The 17527-nt window shown below is 54.5% G+C and carries 18 protein-coding genes; 5 read left to right on the forward strand and 13 right to left on the reverse strand.

Going from position 1 to position 17527, the window contains the following annotated elements; translation table 11 throughout:
• Window positions 1–7: 7 nt before the first annotated feature.
• Genes ABJV08_RS13865 through hisI form a run of 3 tightly spaced genes read right to left on the reverse strand, consistent with a single transcriptional unit; the run spans window position 8 to window position 1375 of the window.
• Window positions 8–445 carry a MerR family DNA-binding transcriptional regulator gene (locus ABJV08_RS13865; protein ID WP_348039665.1) on the reverse strand — a complete coding sequence of 146 codons (438 nt, stop codon included), beginning with the start codon at window positions 443–445 and terminating at the stop codon, window positions 8–10.
• Window positions 446–482: 37 nt separating this feature from the next.
• Window positions 483–1007, reverse strand: coding sequence for a hypothetical protein (locus tag ABJV08_RS13870; RefSeq protein WP_348039664.1), 525 nt, complete (start codon window positions 1005–1007; stop codon window positions 483–485).
• Window positions 1004–1375: a phosphoribosyl-AMP cyclohydrolase gene (gene hisI, locus ABJV08_RS13875; protein WP_348039663.1), complete on the reverse strand. Its 372-nt coding sequence runs from the start codon at window positions 1373–1375 to the stop codon at window positions 1004–1006. The genes ABJV08_RS13870 and hisI overlap by 4 nt, the downstream gene beginning before the upstream one ends.
• A 177-nt stretch (window positions 1376–1552) precedes the next feature.
• Here hisI and purF point away from each other — a divergent pair, with 177 nt between their 5' ends.
• Both purF and ABJV08_RS13885 read left to right on the forward strand, forming a co-directional pair.
• The gene (purF, locus tag ABJV08_RS13880) at window positions 1553–3076 is read left to right on the forward strand and encodes an amidophosphoribosyltransferase (RefSeq protein WP_348039662.1); all 1524 of its coding nucleotides are present in this window, start codon (window positions 1553–1555) and stop codon (window positions 3074–3076) included.
• 2 nt (window positions 3077–3078) lie between these two features.
• On the forward strand, window positions 3079–3780 hold the full coding sequence (locus tag ABJV08_RS13885) for an SDR family NAD(P)-dependent oxidoreductase (RefSeq protein ID WP_348039661.1): 702 nt from the start codon (window positions 3079–3081) through the stop codon (window positions 3778–3780).
• Window positions 3781–3786: 6 nt separating this feature from the next.
• Here the strand turns inward: ABJV08_RS13885 and ABJV08_RS13890 are convergent, their stop codons facing one another.
• The 8 genes from ABJV08_RS13890 to ABJV08_RS13925 form a co-directional block, all read right to left on the reverse strand.
• Window positions 3787–5004 (reverse strand): serine hydrolase, encoded by a 1218-nt coding sequence (locus ABJV08_RS13890; protein ID WP_348039660.1) that lies wholly within the window; start codon window positions 5002–5004, stop codon window positions 3787–3789.
• Window positions 5005–5025: 21 nt separating this feature from the next.
• Entirely contained in the window at window positions 5026–6276 is a 1251-nt protein-coding gene (locus ABJV08_RS13895) for a cyclopropane-fatty-acyl-phospholipid synthase family protein (protein WP_348039659.1), read from the reverse strand.
• A 67-nt stretch (window positions 6277–6343) separates the two neighbouring features.
• The gene (locus ABJV08_RS13900) at window positions 6344–7126 is read right to left on the reverse strand and encodes an SDR family oxidoreductase (protein ID WP_348039658.1); all 783 of its coding nucleotides are present in this window, start codon (window positions 7124–7126) and stop codon (window positions 6344–6346) included.
• A 159-nt stretch (window positions 7127–7285) separates the two neighbouring features.
• A complete protein-coding gene (locus ABJV08_RS13905; RefSeq protein ID WP_348039657.1) occupies window positions 7286–8680 on the reverse strand; it encodes a deoxyribodipyrimidine photo-lyase in 1395 nt (464 codons plus the stop codon).
• A 13-nt stretch (window positions 8681–8693) separates the two neighbouring features.
• Window positions 8694–9698, reverse strand: coding sequence for a metal-dependent hydrolase (locus tag ABJV08_RS13910; protein WP_348039656.1), 1005 nt, complete (start codon window positions 9696–9698; stop codon window positions 8694–8696).
• A 45-nt stretch (window positions 9699–9743) separates the two neighbouring features.
• Window positions 9744–10133 carry a GxxExxY protein gene (locus ABJV08_RS13915; RefSeq protein ID WP_348039655.1) on the reverse strand — a complete coding sequence of 130 codons (390 nt, stop codon included), beginning with the start codon at window positions 10131–10133 and terminating at the stop codon, window positions 9744–9746.
• A gap of 45 nt (window positions 10134–10178) precedes the next feature.
• A complete protein-coding gene (locus ABJV08_RS13920; protein ID WP_348039654.1) occupies window positions 10179–11210 on the reverse strand; it encodes a 2-oxoacid:ferredoxin oxidoreductase subunit beta in 1032 nt (343 codons plus the stop codon).
• The gene (locus tag ABJV08_RS13925) at window positions 11207–13096 is read right to left on the reverse strand and encodes a 2-oxoacid:acceptor oxidoreductase subunit alpha (RefSeq protein WP_348039653.1); all 1890 of its coding nucleotides are present in this window, start codon (window positions 13094–13096) and stop codon (window positions 11207–11209) included. The genes ABJV08_RS13920 and ABJV08_RS13925 overlap by 4 nt, the downstream gene beginning before the upstream one ends.
• Window positions 13097–13278: 182 nt before the next feature.
• On the opposite strand from ABJV08_RS13925, the gene ABJV08_RS13930 reads away from it, so the two are divergent.
• The 3 genes from ABJV08_RS13930 (at window position 13279) to ABJV08_RS13940 (ending at window position 15641) form a co-directional block, all read left to right on the forward strand.
• On the forward strand, window positions 13279–14223 hold the full coding sequence (locus ABJV08_RS13930; protein WP_348039652.1) for an alpha/beta hydrolase: 945 nt from the start codon (window positions 13279–13281) through the stop codon (window positions 14221–14223).
• A complete protein-coding gene (locus ABJV08_RS13935; RefSeq protein ID WP_348039651.1) occupies window positions 14220–14708 on the forward strand; it encodes an RNA pyrophosphohydrolase in 489 nt (162 codons plus the stop codon). The genes ABJV08_RS13930 and ABJV08_RS13935 overlap by 4 nt, the downstream gene beginning before the upstream one ends.
• Before the next feature lie 114 nt (window positions 14709–14822).
• Window positions 14823–15641 carry a DUF481 domain-containing protein gene (locus tag ABJV08_RS13940; protein WP_348039650.1) on the forward strand — a complete coding sequence of 273 codons (819 nt, stop codon included), beginning with the start codon at window positions 14823–14825 and terminating at the stop codon, window positions 15639–15641.
• A 21-nt stretch (window positions 15642–15662) separates the two neighbouring features.
• On the opposite strand, the gene ABJV08_RS13945 is transcribed toward ABJV08_RS13940, so the two are convergent.
• Window positions 15663–16193: a tetratricopeptide repeat protein gene (locus ABJV08_RS13945; protein WP_348039649.1), complete on the reverse strand. Its 531-nt coding sequence runs from the start codon at window positions 16191–16193 to the stop codon at window positions 15663–15665.
• A gap of 69 nt (window positions 16194–16262) precedes the next feature.
• Window positions 16263–17441, reverse strand: coding sequence for an RsmB/NOP family class I SAM-dependent RNA methyltransferase (locus ABJV08_RS13950; protein WP_348039648.1), 1179 nt, complete (start codon window positions 17439–17441; stop codon window positions 16263–16265).
• Between the last annotated feature and the right edge of the window lie 86 nt (window positions 17442–17527).

Genomic DNA, 17527 nt, shown 5'->3' on the forward strand with positions numbered 1-17527 from the left:
ATATCCTCTATTGATGCTGTGCTTTGGTATTCGCCATGGCGTCCTGCACAGTCTTTATAAAACCTGTGAGCTCTTTGATGGAGCTATCGATGTCGGCACGCTGCTTTTTCAGCGCATCAACCTTTTCCTGACATTTCTCGATGGTGACCTGCATCTGCGTCTGGCGGCCATCGCCAAGATCGTAGAGATCGATCATGTCACGAATTTCCGTCAGACTGAAGCCGACGTTTTTCGCTCGCATAATCCAGGCCAGACGCGCTCGGTCACGCTTGGTATAAATGCGTGACAGGCCTTTGCGGTCCGGCGCTATCAGTCCTTCGTCTTCATAGAAGCGGAGGGCGCGGGCAGTTACGCCAAATTCTTCCGACAAGTCGGAGATCGTGTAACTCTCCCGATTTTTCAGATCTGGCGTATCAATTTCGGCGTGATTTGGAGGCTTCGACATAGAACGCTTATAGCTTACGCTAACGTAAACGTCAAGGCTAGTTGCCGGGACACAGGTTCTGGATATCTCGACCGCCGGTTGAGCGGGCAACAGCATCGCCCTCGCCTACCATGAAAAAGCTCACCCCTTCGAAGCCGGCACGCGGGCCGCAATAGCTCGCACATCCCTCTGGCAGTCCGCCGGGCATCTTCAATTCGACTCCGTCAAACCGGGCGGTAAAGCTACATCGATCTTCGCTACTAAGGGTGATCCGGACATTTTCACCATTGCGTTCGGCTTCGCCCATCCCTTCGCACTTTGTATCGGGACCAAATACCGCGATCATCCCGACTTGATAGCCATTTTCGTCATTCCCCACCGCGCAGAACCGGTCCGTGCCGAGATCGCTTTGCCGTTCAAAAGCCCCAGAAAGCGTGACATTGAGAACATCGGGAATCACACCGGCGTCGATCGCGGCCCGTTCCAGGGATGATACTTCCGTTGCCGGTTCTTCGGGCGCTATTGCCCCCTGATCACAGCTCGCCAGCATCGTTGCAAAAATCAAGAAACCATAGCGACTCACGCGATACGCTCCAGCTTTCCGTCTACAATTTTGCGGTAAAAGCAGCTTGTTTCTCCGGTGTGGCAAGCGGGGCCAGCTGGCTCTGCCTTGATCCAGACCGCGTCTTGATCACAGTCGATCCGCATCTCGGTAACCGAGAGGATATTGCCCGACGTTTCGCCCTTCTTCCAAAGACATTGACGGCTGCGGGAATAGAAATGGGCCACTCCGCTGTCTTGCGTCCGTTGCAATGCCTCCGCATTCATATGGGCCAGCATCAACAATTCTCCCGACGAATCATCGGTAACAACCGCAGTGATCAAACCCTTCGAATCATATTTGGGCTGGAGCATATTTCCGGTTTCGGGGTCATTTTCTCTGTCTGTCATAGCAATGAGTTAAGAGGCGATGCGCCTATGCGCAACGGCTAATGGCGGTATTGCCCCAACCGATGTCCGTTGATGAGCGCAATATGATGATTTTATGACATTGGGGGCAGACAAACCAGTGTTTCAAATCTATATGCCAGACATTCCAAGCCAGACCACTTACAAGCCAGGTGAGATATGCTGACAACCCACCCGTTTGAAGACGACAAGCTACGGGAAGAGTGTGGCGTTTTTGGAATCGCCGGGATTGAGGACGCAGCCGCTATGGTCGCGCTCGGCCTGCACGCTCTTCAACATCGTGGACAAGAAGCCGCAGGCATTACCTGCCGAAACGGCAAGGAATTTTACAGCCACCGCGCGCTTGGTCCAGTGGCAGGAAATTTCGACAGCGAAGAAGTAATCCATCGGTTGCGGGGAGATTCTGCCTGCGGTCATGTCCGCTATTCGACAACCGGTGCGGGTACTTTGCGCAATATCCAGCCGCTCGAAGCCGATCTCGCATCCGGCGGCTTTGCCATTGCTCACAATGGCAATATTTCCAACGCCTTGGCCTTGCGTGACGAGCTCGTTCGCCATGGCTCGATATTTCAATCTACCAGCGATACCGAAGTTATCATCCATCTGGTTGCGACATCGAAATATCGCACTTTGCTCGACAAATTTATCGATGCGCTGAAACAGATTGAAGGGGCCTATTCCCTCATCTGCATGACCGCCGAAGGCATGATCGCCTGTCGCGACCCGCTGGGCATTCGCCCGCTGGTAATGGGCCGGATCGGCGAGGCCTATGTCTTTGCTTCAGAAACCGTCGCCCTGGATCTGGTCGGTGCAGAATATGTGCGGAGCGTAGAGCCTGGCGAACTTATTGTGGTTTCCAACGGCGAATTGCGTTCACACCGTCCTTTCCCAGACGCCCAGGCCCGTCCCTGCATTTTCGAACATGTCTATTTTTCACGCCCCGACTCAATTGTTGATGGCAATTCAATCTACAGCGTTCGTAAGGAAATCGGGGCCCAGTTAGCGATCGAGAGTCCGATCTCAGCCGATTATGTCATTCCGGTTCCCGACAGCGGCACTCCCGCAGCGCTAGGCTTTGCAGAAAAGTCGGGGATTCCCTTTGAACTGGGCATCATCCGGTCGCACTATGTTGGCCGTACCTTCATCCAACCGACCGATGGCGTCCGCCATCTCGGCGTCAAGCTAAAGCACAACGCCAACCGTCCGCTGGTCAATGGCAAGAAAATTGTATTGGTAGACGATTCGATCGTCCGCGGCACCACCAGCTTGAAAATCGTTCAGATGATGCGCGAAGCCGGCGCTGCCGAAGTCCATATGCGGATCGCCAGCCCTCCAACGATGCACAGTTGCTTCTACGGTGTAAACACGCCGAAGCGCGAGAAGCTGCTTGCGGCGCTCAAATCAATCGAAGAAATGCGGCAGTTCATCCAAGCCGATAGCTTGGCGTTCATTTCAATCGAAGGCCTCTACCGCGCAGCCGGTGAAGAAACCCGCCACGATATCCAGCCCCAATATTGCGATGCTTGTTTTACCGGTGCCTATCCCACGGTCCTTACCGACCGGGATGGTGAAGAAGAACCGGACCAGCTCAGCATGCTCAACGAACGGCAAGATTCGTCTGCGACCGGCCGTGACAGTGAGCCCTCCGGCGATCTGCCGCGCCTCAAGCAAACGGCGAATTGACCATGAAATTTGAAGGTCAACTGGCGCTCGTTACCGGTGCGAGCCGCGGTATCGGCGCGGCAACCGCTCTCGCCTTGGCCAAGGAAGGCGCGCATGTCGTCATCACCGCACGCAATGCCGAAGATCTGGAAAAAATCGAAGATCAGATCCACTCCGCTGGCGGCAACGCCACTATCGCCCCTCTCGATCTGACCGATGGCGACAGTATCGGACGTCTCGCAACGGCGATCGCAGGCCGTTGGGACGGTCTCGACATTCTCGTTCTCAACGCTGCGATGCTGGGATCATTGGGACCCGTTCCGGCCATTGATGGTCAGGAATTCAACAAGATATTGACCCTCAACCTGATCGCACAGCAAGCCTTGATCGCGGGATTTGATCCCATGTTGCGCAAAAGCGATAATGCCCGATTGCTGGCGATATCGAGCAGTGTTGGCCAACGACCCCGCGCCTTTTGGGGCGCTTATGGTGCATCAAAGGCCGCGCTTGAGACGCTTGTCCTCAGCTATGGGGAAGAAATGCGCAATTTGGCCAAGATTCGAACAGCCATTATCGATCCCGGCCGGACTCGCACGAAGATGCGTGCGGATGCCTATCCGGGCGAAGACCCGGAAAGCGTCAAACTACCATCGGTCGTTGCCGACCGGCTGGTGGACATATTGGCCAGTGATTTTGAAACCGGCGAACGGATAGCGGTCAGCTAATCCCGATCATTCTGCGGGCGCGGATTCACTGTCCAGATAAGCCTGCACAGCCTGATAAAATGCATCACGTCCGACCTTCTTGTCGTCCGGAGTCGCTCGCGGCCAATTGCCGTTGCTGGCAATCACCAGTTTCCGCTTCGGATCAATGAAAATGCCCTGACCGAAAATGCCCTGGCCGGCAAAACTACCGTCATCATAGGTCCACCATTGATAGCCATAGCCACGGCCTTCAACGCCAATATCAGCCTGTTTGGTGCCAGCTTTCGCGTACCAGCCTTCTGGAACAATCGCCGTGTCGCCAACCTTGCCGCCGTTCATTGCGAACTGGCCGAACAATGCAAAATCACGAGTGGTCGCAGAGATGCAGCAACCGGCAATTTCCTTGCCGCCATCGTTCAATATCCAGACCGCATCGGTGGCCATGCCATATGGCTGCCAGACTTTCTCGGACAGATATTCGGATAGCGATTTGCCCGTAGCCTTGGCCACCAGCACACCGATCAAATTGGTCTCGCCGGTATTATACTGCCAGCGTGTGCCGGGTTCGGCTTCGTTGACCAATGTCTTCATGTACAGGACGACCGGGTCAACACCGTCTTTCGATTTGGTGGTGTTGAAGCGGGCCACATCGCTATTCTCGTCTTCATAATCCTCATTCCATTGCACGCCCGAGGTCATGGTGAGAAGCTGCTCGACGGTCACACCATCATAGCCGCTGCCCTTCAACTCGGGAATATAGGTGGTCAGAGGATCATCGAGCGACTTGATAAAGCCATCTTTGATCGCGGCGCCGACGAGCGTCGACACCAAAGATTTGGCAACAGAGAAGCTGGTCCAGCGATCGTCTTTGCTGAAGTCCATACGATATTCTTCAAGCCGGATATTGCCATCCTGTAGAACCACAAGCCCCGCCAGCCGCTGATCCGCCATATAGTCATCGATCGACAGGCCGGCACCAGAGGCATCATTTGCCGCAGGAAGGCTGGCGGGAAGCGGTTTTCCTGCCGGCAACTCCCGGATTGTATCACCAGCTTCGATCGTCCTTGTGGTTGTGAGCAGCTCCATCTGTCGGAACGCCTTGTCGCGTTGATCCTGGGTCCAGAACAGAACATTTTCGTCCGTCGGCAATCCCGCTGCATCCGCGGCGACTTTCTGAACTTGCTCGCATGCTGTCAGACTGATGCAGGCTGCGCCCAGCATGGCCAATTTTCCCAAAGCTCTCATTATCCCGCTCTCCTTATCTTTTCATCGTTCTTTTATCAGTGTGACCTGAGCGACATCGATGCCGCCTGCGCGAAAACCGCCTTCGCAATAGGCCAGATAGAAACGCCATAGCCGGACGAACCTCTCATCGAACCCGGCGGGCAATGCACCGCTCTCGACGGCTTGATCAAAACGATCGCGCCAGAGCTTCAATGTCTCGGCATAATCGATCCCGAAGCTATTTTGATCGGTCCACCGCAATCCACGTGCTTCGGCCAATTCCCGAAAGCGACTCTCCGAAAGCAGCATGCCACCCGGGAAAATATAAGTCTGGATGAAATCGGCGCTGGCAGCATATTGTTCAAAAAAATCGTCTGCTATCGTAATATATTGCAAGCCCGCTCGGCCGCCAGGTTTAAGATTGCGGGCAATAGAATCGAGAAAGTCAGGCCAATATTGCTGGCCAACGGCTTCCACCATTTCGACACTGGCAATGGCATCATATTGCCCCTCGACATCCCGATAGTCCTGAATCAGATATTGGGCTTCGGGATGATGTTCCCGCGCCCATGCCGTCTGCTCGTCCGAAAGGGAAATGCCGGTAACATCAAGCTTGCGATCCCGTGCTAAACTGCCGGACAAACTACCCCAGCCGCAGCCGATTTCCAGAACTTTATCGCCCGCTTTTGTCGACAATCGTTCAGCAATTGCATCGATTTTGTTGCGTTGTGCCTGTTCCAGACTGTCTTTGTCATTGGCAAATATCGCGCTGGAATAGCTCATGCTGTCGTCTAGCCAGAGCCGGTAGAAATCATTGCCAAGATCATAATGATATTGAATATTCTGCCGGGCGCGCTGTTTGCTGTTGCTGCGGTTATTGTGTTTCCGTTTCACAATCCAGTTGAAAAAGCCGGACGCGCGACCAGTGCTTTTCAGTCCTTCGCGATTGCGAACAAAAAGATCGAAGACCGGTACCAGATCGACGCTTTCCCATTCGCCCAATTCCCATGCCCGATACCAACCGACCGAACCACTGTTGATCAATCGCAACAGCGAATTCCAGCTGTGCAGCGTGATTTCTGCCATTGGTCCTTCGCCGCGACCACCCAATATCCGGGCCGTACCATCAGGCAGCTTACATTCGAACGAACCATAATCCAGCCCCGCATCAATGCGGTCCAATATATGGTGGAAGCCAGGCGCAAACAGACGCGCGAAAAACCCGCCACCTGTGGCGAATCGTTTGCGCGCATCAAGCAGATGCTGTCCGCGTTTCGGGGCTTCGGCGTTCATGCGCGCAAATATGGACCAGCGCTAAGCGCTTGGCAACGTAGAACTATCCCTAAGTTCCGGACCGAAGTCAGGAACCGGGAGCGGCCGCTGATCCAGCGAGTATCCCGCCATCAATATTCAGCTCTGATCCGGTGATATAGCCTGCTTCATCGGATGCCAGAAGCACCGCAATAGCAGCCACTTCGCTATCTTTGCCAAAGCGCTGTAACGGCGTGTCCCTCACCAGAGCCAGCTCGGACGCCTCCCGCGCTTCGCCTTGCCCCAACATCGGTTCCCACATCGGCGTCATAATCGCAGCGGGATGGATGGAATTGCAACGGATTTGCCAACCTTGCTGCGCGCAATAGAGCGCAACCGATTTGCTGTGATTGCGAATGGCGGCCTTGGATGAAGCATAAGCGGCTGCACCGGGAATACCGACCAATCCGGAACGCGACGAGATGTTGATGATCGAGCCTGTCGCTTTTTCCTTCATGGCGCTAATCGCATAGCGACAACCAAGGAAGGTCCCGTCGAGATTGATCCGGTGGACCGCGCGCCAATCTTCCAACGAGGCATGTTCAGGGTCGTGTGGTACTACGCCTGCTTCGAAGCCGGTTACACCCGCATTGTTGACCAAGACATCGATAGTCGGGTGAAGGGTTGCCAACCGTTCCCAGCCGGCCTCCTCTTGCACGTCCAGCAGCAGAGTCTCGCAGCCAAGCTCCTTGCCAGCGGCCGTCAGCAATTCAGAGTCGCGATCGGTCAATAGAACCGTCGCCCCTTCTTCGACAAAAGTCTTGGCAATAGCTTTGCCGATGCCACGAGCAGCACCCGTGATAACGCAATATTTTTTGGAGAGTCTATGCATAAAAGATCCTGAAAATAGGTGTCAAAATATCCAGTCCCGAGGACTGAACGCTGTCATTTTGATATTGCCCGATTGGGCACCCTATTTAATCATCGACCTGATATCCTTTTTATCTGACCGTTGAATAAAGGTTTGCGGCAGGTATTTCAATAGCCGGTCTCATTTCACTTGCGCATAAGCGTCCAGAGCCCGCGCCCGTCCTTCCCGGTGCCCGATGATTTTCCTCGGATAATCACGGGGCTTGCAGCCAAATTCTTCCGGGTCATGGATATAGGGATCGCCGACATCAGCCAATTCGGGAACCCACTGACGGATATAATCACCCGCATTGAATTTCTCGGACTGGCTGAGCGGTGCCATGATCCGCACGAACATATTGCTGTCGACACCGGTACCCGACACCCATTGCCAGTTGACACTATTGGAGGCGAAGTCGGCATCGACCAACGTGTCCCAAAACCATTTTTCACCTTCCCGCCAGTCGATCAGCAGATGCTTAATCAGGAAACTCGCGGCGATCATCCGTACCCGATTGTGCATCCAGCCGGTGGCCCAAAGTTCCCGCATTCCTGCATCGACAATCGGATAGCCGGTCTTGCCCTCGCACCAGGCTTTGAAGTCCGCTTTAACGGTGTCATCTCTCATATCCCGCCACGGCAGCGCCCGCATTTTCTCGCGATAGCTCTCCCCGCCATATTGCGGGAATTGATCGATGACATTTTGCGCATAGTCACGCCAGACCAATTCCTTGAGATAAGTTTCAACTTTGGTGCCTTGCCCCGCCAGCTTGTTCCAGATGGTCGCCGGACTGATCTCGCCAAAATGCAGATGGGGTGACAGGCGGGACACCAGTTCTTCCGAAGGCAAGTTGCGCCCTTCGTCATATTGCGCGGCCTTGTCCACGAAAGCCTCCAGATTGGCATCAGCCCCGGCTGTGCCAGGCTGCCAATGATCCCCGAAAGAGGCCGCCCAGTCGGGTTTGGTCGGCATGAGATTCCAGTCTTCAAGACGATCGCTGTCCGGCCAGACATCGGGTGCAGCAAGGCTTTCCGGCGACGGAAGAGCTTCAGCGGGCGGCATATGCACACGCAGCGCCTTCCAAAAAGGTGTATAAATTTTGAAGGGAGTGCCAGCCCCGGTGGTGACCGTCCCGGGCGGCAAAAGATAATTGCCATCATGCAGGACCAGCCGGGCTTCTCCGCTCAAAGTCTTGGTCAATGCGCGCTCTGCGTTACGCCACCAGGGCTCATAATGATGCAGCGCATGGACTTCATCAGCACCGGTAAATTTGACAATTTCGGCCAACTGCTCAGCGGCGGGCCCTTGGCGCAGGATCAGTCGCGATCCAACAGCCTGTAAACATGCCTCCAATTCTTCCAATGACCGATGCAACCACCAACGCGAAGCCCCGCCCATCACGCGGTGTTTGGGCGTTTCATCATCGAGAATATAGACTGGAATGACCGGCCCGTTTGACGCGGCTGCGGCAACTATAGCGGCTTGATCGGCTAGACGTAGGTCACGGCGGAACCAGATGATTTTGGGTTTTGTCATCTGGCTCTCTTAACTAGTTTTCCGGCCGATCCAACCTGTCCTGATTGACACCCACCCGCACAGAGAACCGATCCTGAACCAGCGGATCGCGGAACCGCATGTCAGCGATATTCAGCGTGAGACCGCCTTCTGCAGAATCTTCCTTTTCCAACTGCAATACGGGTAGTCGCGCCCAGACCATGAAGGCCCGTGCATCGGCATTTGTATCTTTGACCTGCTCGATCAAAGAAGGCGGCGCATCATTTTTTACGAGCTCGCCTTTCCAGTTTAAGGGCTCCCGGGCCAAGAGATTAAACCGGGCCTCGCCATATTCTCTGCCGTGCTCGCCCGCCATCTCCCAAATCATATCGCGACGCCAGAACATCACTGGCATCGGGTTGGCGACAACCTGTTCGGGAATTTGCCCGGTGCGTTGCTCAACACCAGCGACAATATCTGCCTCGGCCTTGCCGGTGATCAGGCCATTGGCAAAAATATAGGCGCAGATCCCGGCGAAGCTGAACCACGCGGGTCGCTGCCAATTGCCAGCCCCGCTCTTCTCTCGCCGCAGCGAAATCCAGACGCCTGCAATCAGCGCCGCCCAGATCCAGATATCGATGATGAAGATGCTGTCGCCATAGAACCATTGCGACGAAAAGGGCTCCAGCAGACGGATACCGTAACTATTGAGCCAATCCAGCGCCGGATGACTGAGACAACCGATATAGGCCAGCGCCAGCAGCCAGCCCTTGTGAATCGGCAAGCGATCCGCTGGCCGCTTGCCGCGCTTGGTCTGCCAGCGGTCGAACAGGATCATGAAGTCGGTTAGCAAGAGTGGCAAAACCACCATCGCAATGGGCCCGTGGGTGATGCCCCGCCGGATTGCCAAATGCTGAACCCCGTCCAGCAAGGTCGCCACCGCATCAATATCGGGAATATTGGCAGCGATGATCAGCGTCGCCATGCCTAAGCCGGTTTTCTTCTTCAGCCCCATCTGGCCGAGAACGGCACCGGCCAAGCTGTGGGTCAGGTTATCCAAATTTTATCTCTCACGAAGACACGAAGTCACAAAGGAGGTTCAGACCTAACCGGCATAATATTGATTGGCTAGTCGCTTGACGCCTTCTTTGAAGGTGGCTGCGCCAAAATTCATTAGGAAACCGAGCGGCAAATCCATCAAACGAAGATATGTAATCACCTGCTTGGCATGCACTGGTGCGAAGCGCTCGGTAGATTTGAGTTCAATCAATATCTGGTTTTCAATGATCAAGTCAGCCCGAAAGGCCTCTTGCAAAACACGCCCCTTGAACGTGATAGGAATGATCTTCTGTCTTTCGACAGAAAGACCTTTCTCTTTCAAACTCTCGAAAAGCAAAGCTTCATAGACAGATTCGAGAAGTCCTGGCCCTAGTTCTTTATGCAGCCAGAACCCGCAATCTACGCAAGTCTTTGCAAATTCTTCAAGACGTTCCACACCATCATCTTAGTGGCTTTGTGTCTTCGTGCGAGTTCCTAAACTTTACAGTTCCGGCCCATCCTCTGTCACCGTCCAAGTCTGCCCTTTGCTCAGCAATCCCTGCAAATCCGGCTTTTTGCCAGCCGCTGCCGATGCATTCTGAGCCACGACAGCCGCTTCGAATGTGGGACGCGGATCGTCATAAAGCACGCCCAATGCCATCGGGAATTCACCAAATTGCATTTCGATCAGCATATGCGCAACCGAACGATTGGTCACGTCATGCACGATGACATCGGCAGATTCCCAGTCGCCGTCGACAACATCCACAACTTCCAGCTGCAGCGTCTTGCGGTTGAGGCTGATACCTTTGGTGCCCTTGCCGAACAGCATCGGCTCGCCATCCAGCAAGTGCAACTGCGTGTCGGCGGCGGTCTTCTTGGCCGCAAATTCCTCAAACACATCTTTATTATAGACGATGCAATTCTGGAAAATCTCGATGAAAGACGTGCCTTTATGAGCATGGGCTGCCTTGAGAACATCAGGCAAGCCTTTGTGAATATCGATACCGCGCGCAACGAAGCGTGCACCGGCGCCAAGCGCAAAAGCACAAGGCGATGCGGGACGGTCTACCGAGCCGTAAGGCGTCGATGGGCTCTGTGTACCTTCTCGGCTGGTCGGCGAATATTGCCCCTTGGTCAGGCCGTAGATTTCATTGTTGAACAGCATCACCTGGCAATCGAGATTGCGGCGCAAAAGATGCATGGTATGATTGCCGCCAATGGAGAGCGCATCACCATCACCGGTGATGATCCAGACATCCAGCTCCGGATTGGCCAGCTTGACGCCGGTCGCAACGGCAGGCGCGCGACCATGGATCGTGTGGAAGCCATAGGTCTCCATATAATATGGAAAGCGCGAGGAGCAGCCAATACCGCTGACAAAGACCGTATTGGACGGATCAGCACCCAAGGCAGGCATCGTCCGCTGTACGGCCTTTAATATGGCATAATCGCCACAACCGGGACACCAACGTACTTCCTGATCGGTTTCCCAGTCCTTCAACGTGGTCGTGATTTTTGTCATCTCGTTCATGAGAGATTCTCCTCGATCGCCGTCTCAATTTCGGCAATGGTAAAAGGCTGTCCCGATACTTTGTTCACCGGTTTGGCATCGACCAGATATTGATCGCGCAAGACCGTTTTCAGCTGTCCGGTGTTCATTTCCGGCACGATCACCCGGTCATAGCTCTTCAGCAACTCGCCGAGATTTTTCGGCATCGGCCAGATGTTCCTGATGTGGATATGAGCGACGTCTTTGCCCTCACCTACGGCCCGGCGAACCGCTTGATGGATCGGCCCGAAGGTCGAGCCCCATCCGACAACCGCGAGCTTGCCGCCAGCCTTGCCCAAAGCGACATCCTGATCCGGGATGCTATCAGCAACGCCCAAGACCTTGTCTCGCCGGATTTCAGTCATTTTCTGGTGATTGGCCGCGCCATAATCAATATGACCGGTATCAATGCCTTTTTCGATACCACCAATGCGATGCATCAATTCTGGCGTGCCGGGCTTAATCCATGGCCGCGCCAGCTTCTCGTCACGGCTATAGGGTTTCAGGCCGCCTTCTGGCATGGTTTCGAGGAAGCTGGTCGGGAACGGCTCCAGACCATCAACGTCAGGAATTTTCCAGGGCTCTGCCGCATTGGCAATATAGCCATCGGTGAGCAACATCACGGGTGTCATATATTGCACCGCAATCCGCACCGCCTCTATCGCACATTCAAAGGCATCGCTGGGTGAACGCGCAGAAATGACCGGCATCGGCGCGTCGCCGTTCCGGCCATAGACGGCTTGGTACAGATCGGATTGCTCTGTCTTGGTTGGCAGCCCTGTCGAAGGTCCGCCGCGCTGTGAATTGATGATCACCAAAGGAAGCTCGGTCATAATTGCCAGGCCCATCGCCTCGCCTTTCAGCGCGATGCCGGGTCCGGATGATGAGGTAATGCCCAATTTGCCGGCATAGCTAGCACCGATCGCCGCTGCGATAGCCGCAATCTCGTCTTCCGCCTGAAATGTCGTCACGCCAAATTCTTTCAAGCGCGAAAGATGGTGGAGGATCGCCGAAGCAGGCGTAATCGGATAGCCGCCAAAGAACATCGGCAGACCTGCCAATTGCGCGCCAGCAACCAAACCAAGCGACAAGGCTTCCGCGCCGGTAACCGTCCGATATTCGCCGGGTGCAGACGGCGCAGCGCCAACTTTACGCGTGGTCAAATGACCGCTGCCGAGACCATCACCAGACAATTCCGCAGTTTCGCCATAGGCATGGCCGGCGTTCAGTGCCGCGATATTCGCATCCGCCACATCCGGCAGTTTTGCAAATTTGCCTTTCAACCAATCAACAATCGGTTGCCGGTCACGCTCAAACATCCAGAGGGCTAGTCCCAGCGTCCACATATTCTTGCATCGCAGGGCTTCTTTATTGCCCAATCCGAACGGTTTCACCGCCTCGAGGGTCAGCGCAGAAATATCCAGCTTCAGCAATTGCCATTTCGCCAAGGAACCGTCTTCCAGCGGGTTATTCTCATATTTCGCTTTATCGAGGTTCCGTTTGCCGAATTCGCCAGCATCGGCGATGATCAAACCACCGGCGCGCAAAGCATCGACATTGGTTTTCAAAGCCGCCGGGTTCATCGCGATCAGCACGTCCGGTTCGTCGCCAGCGGTTTCAATCGCGCGTGAACCAAAATTGATCTGAAACGCGGAAACGCCGAAAAGCGTTCCTTGTGGCGCCCGAATTTCAGCGGGAAAATCTGGGAAAGTTGCAAGATCACTACCCGCCAATGCCGTCGACAGGGTGAACTGCCCTCCGGTCAACTGCATCCCGTCGCCGCTATCGCCCGCGAAACGGACGACGACATTTTCGGCGCCGTCGGGTTTGGGACTATTCGGTTCTTCCTGCTTTACTGCGGTGGCCATAGTTGGTTTTCCGTGCCTTTGCTTATTATTACGCAACCCGCTCTAGAGCAGCAATGCAACCGACTTCAAACCACAAAAACTAATAGGGATAAAGTATTTGTTTGGGCAACACGTCCGGATTAGCGCTTGCCTAGTAAGCGCGGCCTGATCTAGTCGATCAGTTAACAAGTTGGAGAAGAGAGATGACTGACGCTTACGTACGCCCCGATGTGCAAATGATTTTGACGATGTTGGCTCAGTCAGACCAACCGCAAATGTCGGAGGTTGAACCCGCAGCGGCGCGGGAAATGTACAATGTCATGGCGACAATGCTGGAAGCAGACGCGGTCGAAATCCCGCGCATCGAAAATTTCACGTGCCCCGGCCCAGCCGGCGACATCGCACTGCGCCTATACGATAGCCAGGCCGAGCGGAGTACGGAAACGCCCGTCATCATCTTCTACCATGGCGGCGGCTTTGTGATTGGCGACCTCGAATCACATCATAGTTTCTGCACCTATATCTCGCGGGAAATGGATCTGCCGGTCGTGGCCGTTGATTATCGGCTCGCTCCAGAGGCACCCTTCCCTGCGGCACCGCAAGACAGCCTAGCCGCAACGCGCTGGGTTGCGGACAACCAGGGACAGCTAAAGCTAAACATTAGCGGCCTGATCCCATGCGGCGATAGCGCGGGGGGCAATCTAGCCTTAGTCGTTGGTCAAGCGCTAGCAGCTGAACCAACTTCCGTTCCGGTCATCGCACAATTCCCGATGTATCCTGCGACCCGCATGGATGCAGAAGGCGGATCGATGGACGAGTTTGCCGAAGGTTTTCTGCTAACCAAAGAAAGCATGGAATATTTCGACGCCCAATATGCGCCGAAGGATGATGACATTCACGTATCACCTTATCTGGGTGACCTTGCCCTTTCGCCGCCAACGGTGCTGGTTACAGCAGGACTCGATCCGCTGCGCGACCAAGGCCGCGAATATGCTGCCGATTTGATCCGCCACGGAATAGACACGACCTTCCTGGAAATGGCAGGGAATGTGCACGGCTTCATCAATATCCGCAAAGCTGTGCCATCGGCTGCCCAGGACGTAGACAAGATGATTGCAGCCTGGAAAACACTGCTCGCCAATCTATGAACGATTTCGGCAAACTCCCATATCGCCCTTGCGCGGGCATCATGTTGGCAAACCGGGGAGGACAAGTGTTCGTCGGTCAACGTCTGGATGCGGCTGACAGCAAATATCCTGACGCCTGGCAAATGCCGCAAGGCGGGATAGACAAAGGCGAAAAAGCCGAAGCAGCGGCCATAAGAGAATTATGGGAAGAGACCGGCGTCATATCTGATCATGTCCAAATCATTGCCCGTACCAAAGAAGAATATCTCTACGACCTTCCCAACGAATTGCTCGGCAAAATTTGGAAAGGCAAATATCGTGGCCAGCGGCAAAGCTGGTTCCTTATGCGGTTCACCGGCGAAGACCAAAACATCGATATTCACACCGAACATGCCGAGTTTACAAATTGGAAATGGACCGACCCCGCCAGCTTGCCAGACATGATTGTTCCGTTCAAAAGGGACCTTTATCGCGCGGTTTTGAAGGAATTTGAGCCGCTAATTTAGATCTCAAAGTGGCGGGTTCTCAATATGTTATATAAGTTTTTTAGCGGCGCGTCTGCAGTCGCGCTCTTGTCTGCGACAGCGGCTCAAGCAACCTTACCCGAGCCGGTTAAGGCAATGATAGACAGTGCTATCGCTTCAAAAAATGATGCAGACGTTCAAACTGTTGTAAAATTGGCCAAGGCCACAAATCCGGATGATATCGCCGAGATTGACGCCCTGTTTGCTGCTTATACCGCTGAAAAAACTCAACTTGTTGCGGCGGAAACGAGAGCCAAGCAAGAGGCTGGATTTTTCAGCAACTGGAGCGGCGAAGGAGAATTGGGGGCCTTCCGGTCCACAGGAAACAGCAGCAACACAGGTATCAGTGGCGGCATCAAGCTCACCAAAGACGCTATAAAATGGCGCGTGAAGCTTCGTGCTTTTGCCGACTATCAACGCAGCAATGGTATCACCACCCGCGAGCAGTTTGGGGCGTCGATCGAACCCAATTACAAATTTAACGAGCGCCTATATGCTTATGGCCTCGCCCAATATGAACGTGACCGGTTTCAAGGTTTCTCCTCTCGCTATACGCTCTCCGGCGGACTCGGCTATGCCGTAATTGCGGAAGAGGATATCTCGCTGGATGTAAAGGCTGGCCCTGCATGGCGGAAAACCAATTTCACCAATGGCGGATCGGACAGCAGTATCTCCGGACTTGCCGGGCTTGATTTCGGTTGGCAAATTTCAGACAATCTGAAACTCACCGAGAGCGCAAGCGCCACGATCGCCTCAGATACGAACACTTTTGTTTCGACGACGGCGCTCGATGCCAAGCTGCTTGGTTCACTATCTGCTCGCCTCTCTTATACAGTCGAGCATGAAACCAATCCGCCCATTGGCCGCATAAAAACCGATACGCTCAGCCGCGCGACTCTGGTCTACGGCTTTTGAATCGCGTGCAAATCTAAACTATCAGGGCGTTTCTGCGTCCGGTTCTTCATCACCAATTTTGGGCTTTGGCGTGACGGCCTCAGCTGACAGGACCGGTTTTTTCTCCGCAATCGTGATCGCGGATGCGAGCTGATCATTTTGCGAACAGCGTGACCGGCACAAGGATTCAATTCGCGAGAGGTTCACGCGGGCTTTCTCTAGCGCACCGCGCTGGATGAGAGCCTCGCCCTGTCCCGCCAAAGCATCAAGATTATTCGGGTCCAGAATGAGCGCTTCGCGATATAGCCGAATAGCCTTGCCTGGCAGTTTTTGAACTCGTGCGATCTGAGCTAAGGCAATGAAAGCCGACCCGTTCCGGGGGTCCACGACCAATGATGTTTCATAGAGATCTGCTGCAAGATCAAGTTCACCGCGTTTTTGCGCTGCCTCGCCCAATTGCATATATTTTACCGAGCCCTGTTTGATTTCGACATCAGGTGACTGGCCAAAGCTCGCGCTGGAAACAGTCGCGAGAACAAGGGACAAAGCGGCAACCGCCGGGGAAAAGCGCATAATCAGCTCCAATAAACTCTCGCGAGCATAGCCAGCGTCATCTGCATGCTGGCTTAACATGTTTTGCAATCACAATTTTTCGAGGCATGTAAAATAGAAGCCATCCGTTCCGTCATGATGCGGTGAAAGAAGAGTGCCTTTACGATATGGACGACCAATCGGCAAATCAATCGATATTTCTTGCCATTGCGGGTACTTGCTCAAAAACGCTTCTGCCTGCTCGCCGCCTTCCGCATCAAGCAATGAACAAACCGCGTAGACCAGCCGTCCACCGGGTTTCACCATCTCGCTGCCCAGTTCCATCAACCGTTGCTGCAATTCTGTGGTGTGGGTGAGCCGTTTTGGCGACATCCGCCAGCGTAGCTCGGGGTTCCGCCGCCACGTTCCTGTTCCGCTGCAAGGCGCATCGATCAGCACAAGGTCGCACTGTCCTTTCAGATGATCCAGCGCTTCGATTTCCTTACCGGGCGCCAACAAAATTGTCTCGATATTGCGCGCGCTGGCTCTTCGCTTGCGAGGATCAATGCGGCTCAATCGTCCACGATCCGTATCCGCCGCGATAATTTTACTCGCTGAGGGCAACATCGCGGACAAGGCAAGCGTTTTCCCACCGGCCCCGGCACAGAGATCAAGCGCCAATTGCGGTTTAGTGGCGGCGCCGGCCATCGCGATCGCCTGGCTGCCAAGGTCCTGGATTTCGATAGCTCCTTCGCGAAAGAGCTTCTTATCCTCCAACTGCGTTCCAGCCGGCAGCTCATAAGCATTGGGCAGAGCTAAGGCTTTGGCTTCCGGCCACGCGGATTTCACTTCCAAATCAGTGGATCGATGCCCATTCACCCGGACATGCAATGGCGCACGATCGAACAAAGCGCTCTTTTCCTGGTCGTCGATCAAACCGGAAAATTTGGTGATCAACCATTCGGGTATTTGCGCGCCAGAGGCGGCGGGTTCATCGGCCTGGATGGCCGCAGCGCCATATTTGGAACCATCAAAAAACTCGGCCAGTTCCGGATTTTCGGCGACGAGACCGATCATCGCTTGCCGGCCGTTTTCCGGCCTGTCGCCCCAACGACGGATCGCGGCATAGAGATGCTCACGAATGGCGCGGCGATCTCCCGATCCAGCATAGCGCCGCTCTTTGAAATATTTTTTCGTGATATTGTCCGCAGATGCGCCATTGTCGCGAGCCGCCGCGATGATCCAATCGAGCAGTTCCATGGCCGCCTGCATCCGTGCCGAAGGGATCATTCCTTCATGCGATCGTCTGAACGGACACAATAATGCGCGACCCGGGAACCAGCACCATATTTCAACATAAGTTTGGGCTTCAGTTT

Origin of the sequence: Parasphingorhabdus sp. (genome assembly GCF_039982395.1) — a bacterium.
GTDB lineage: Bacteria > Pseudomonadota > Alphaproteobacteria > Sphingomonadales > Sphingomonadaceae > Parasphingorhabdus.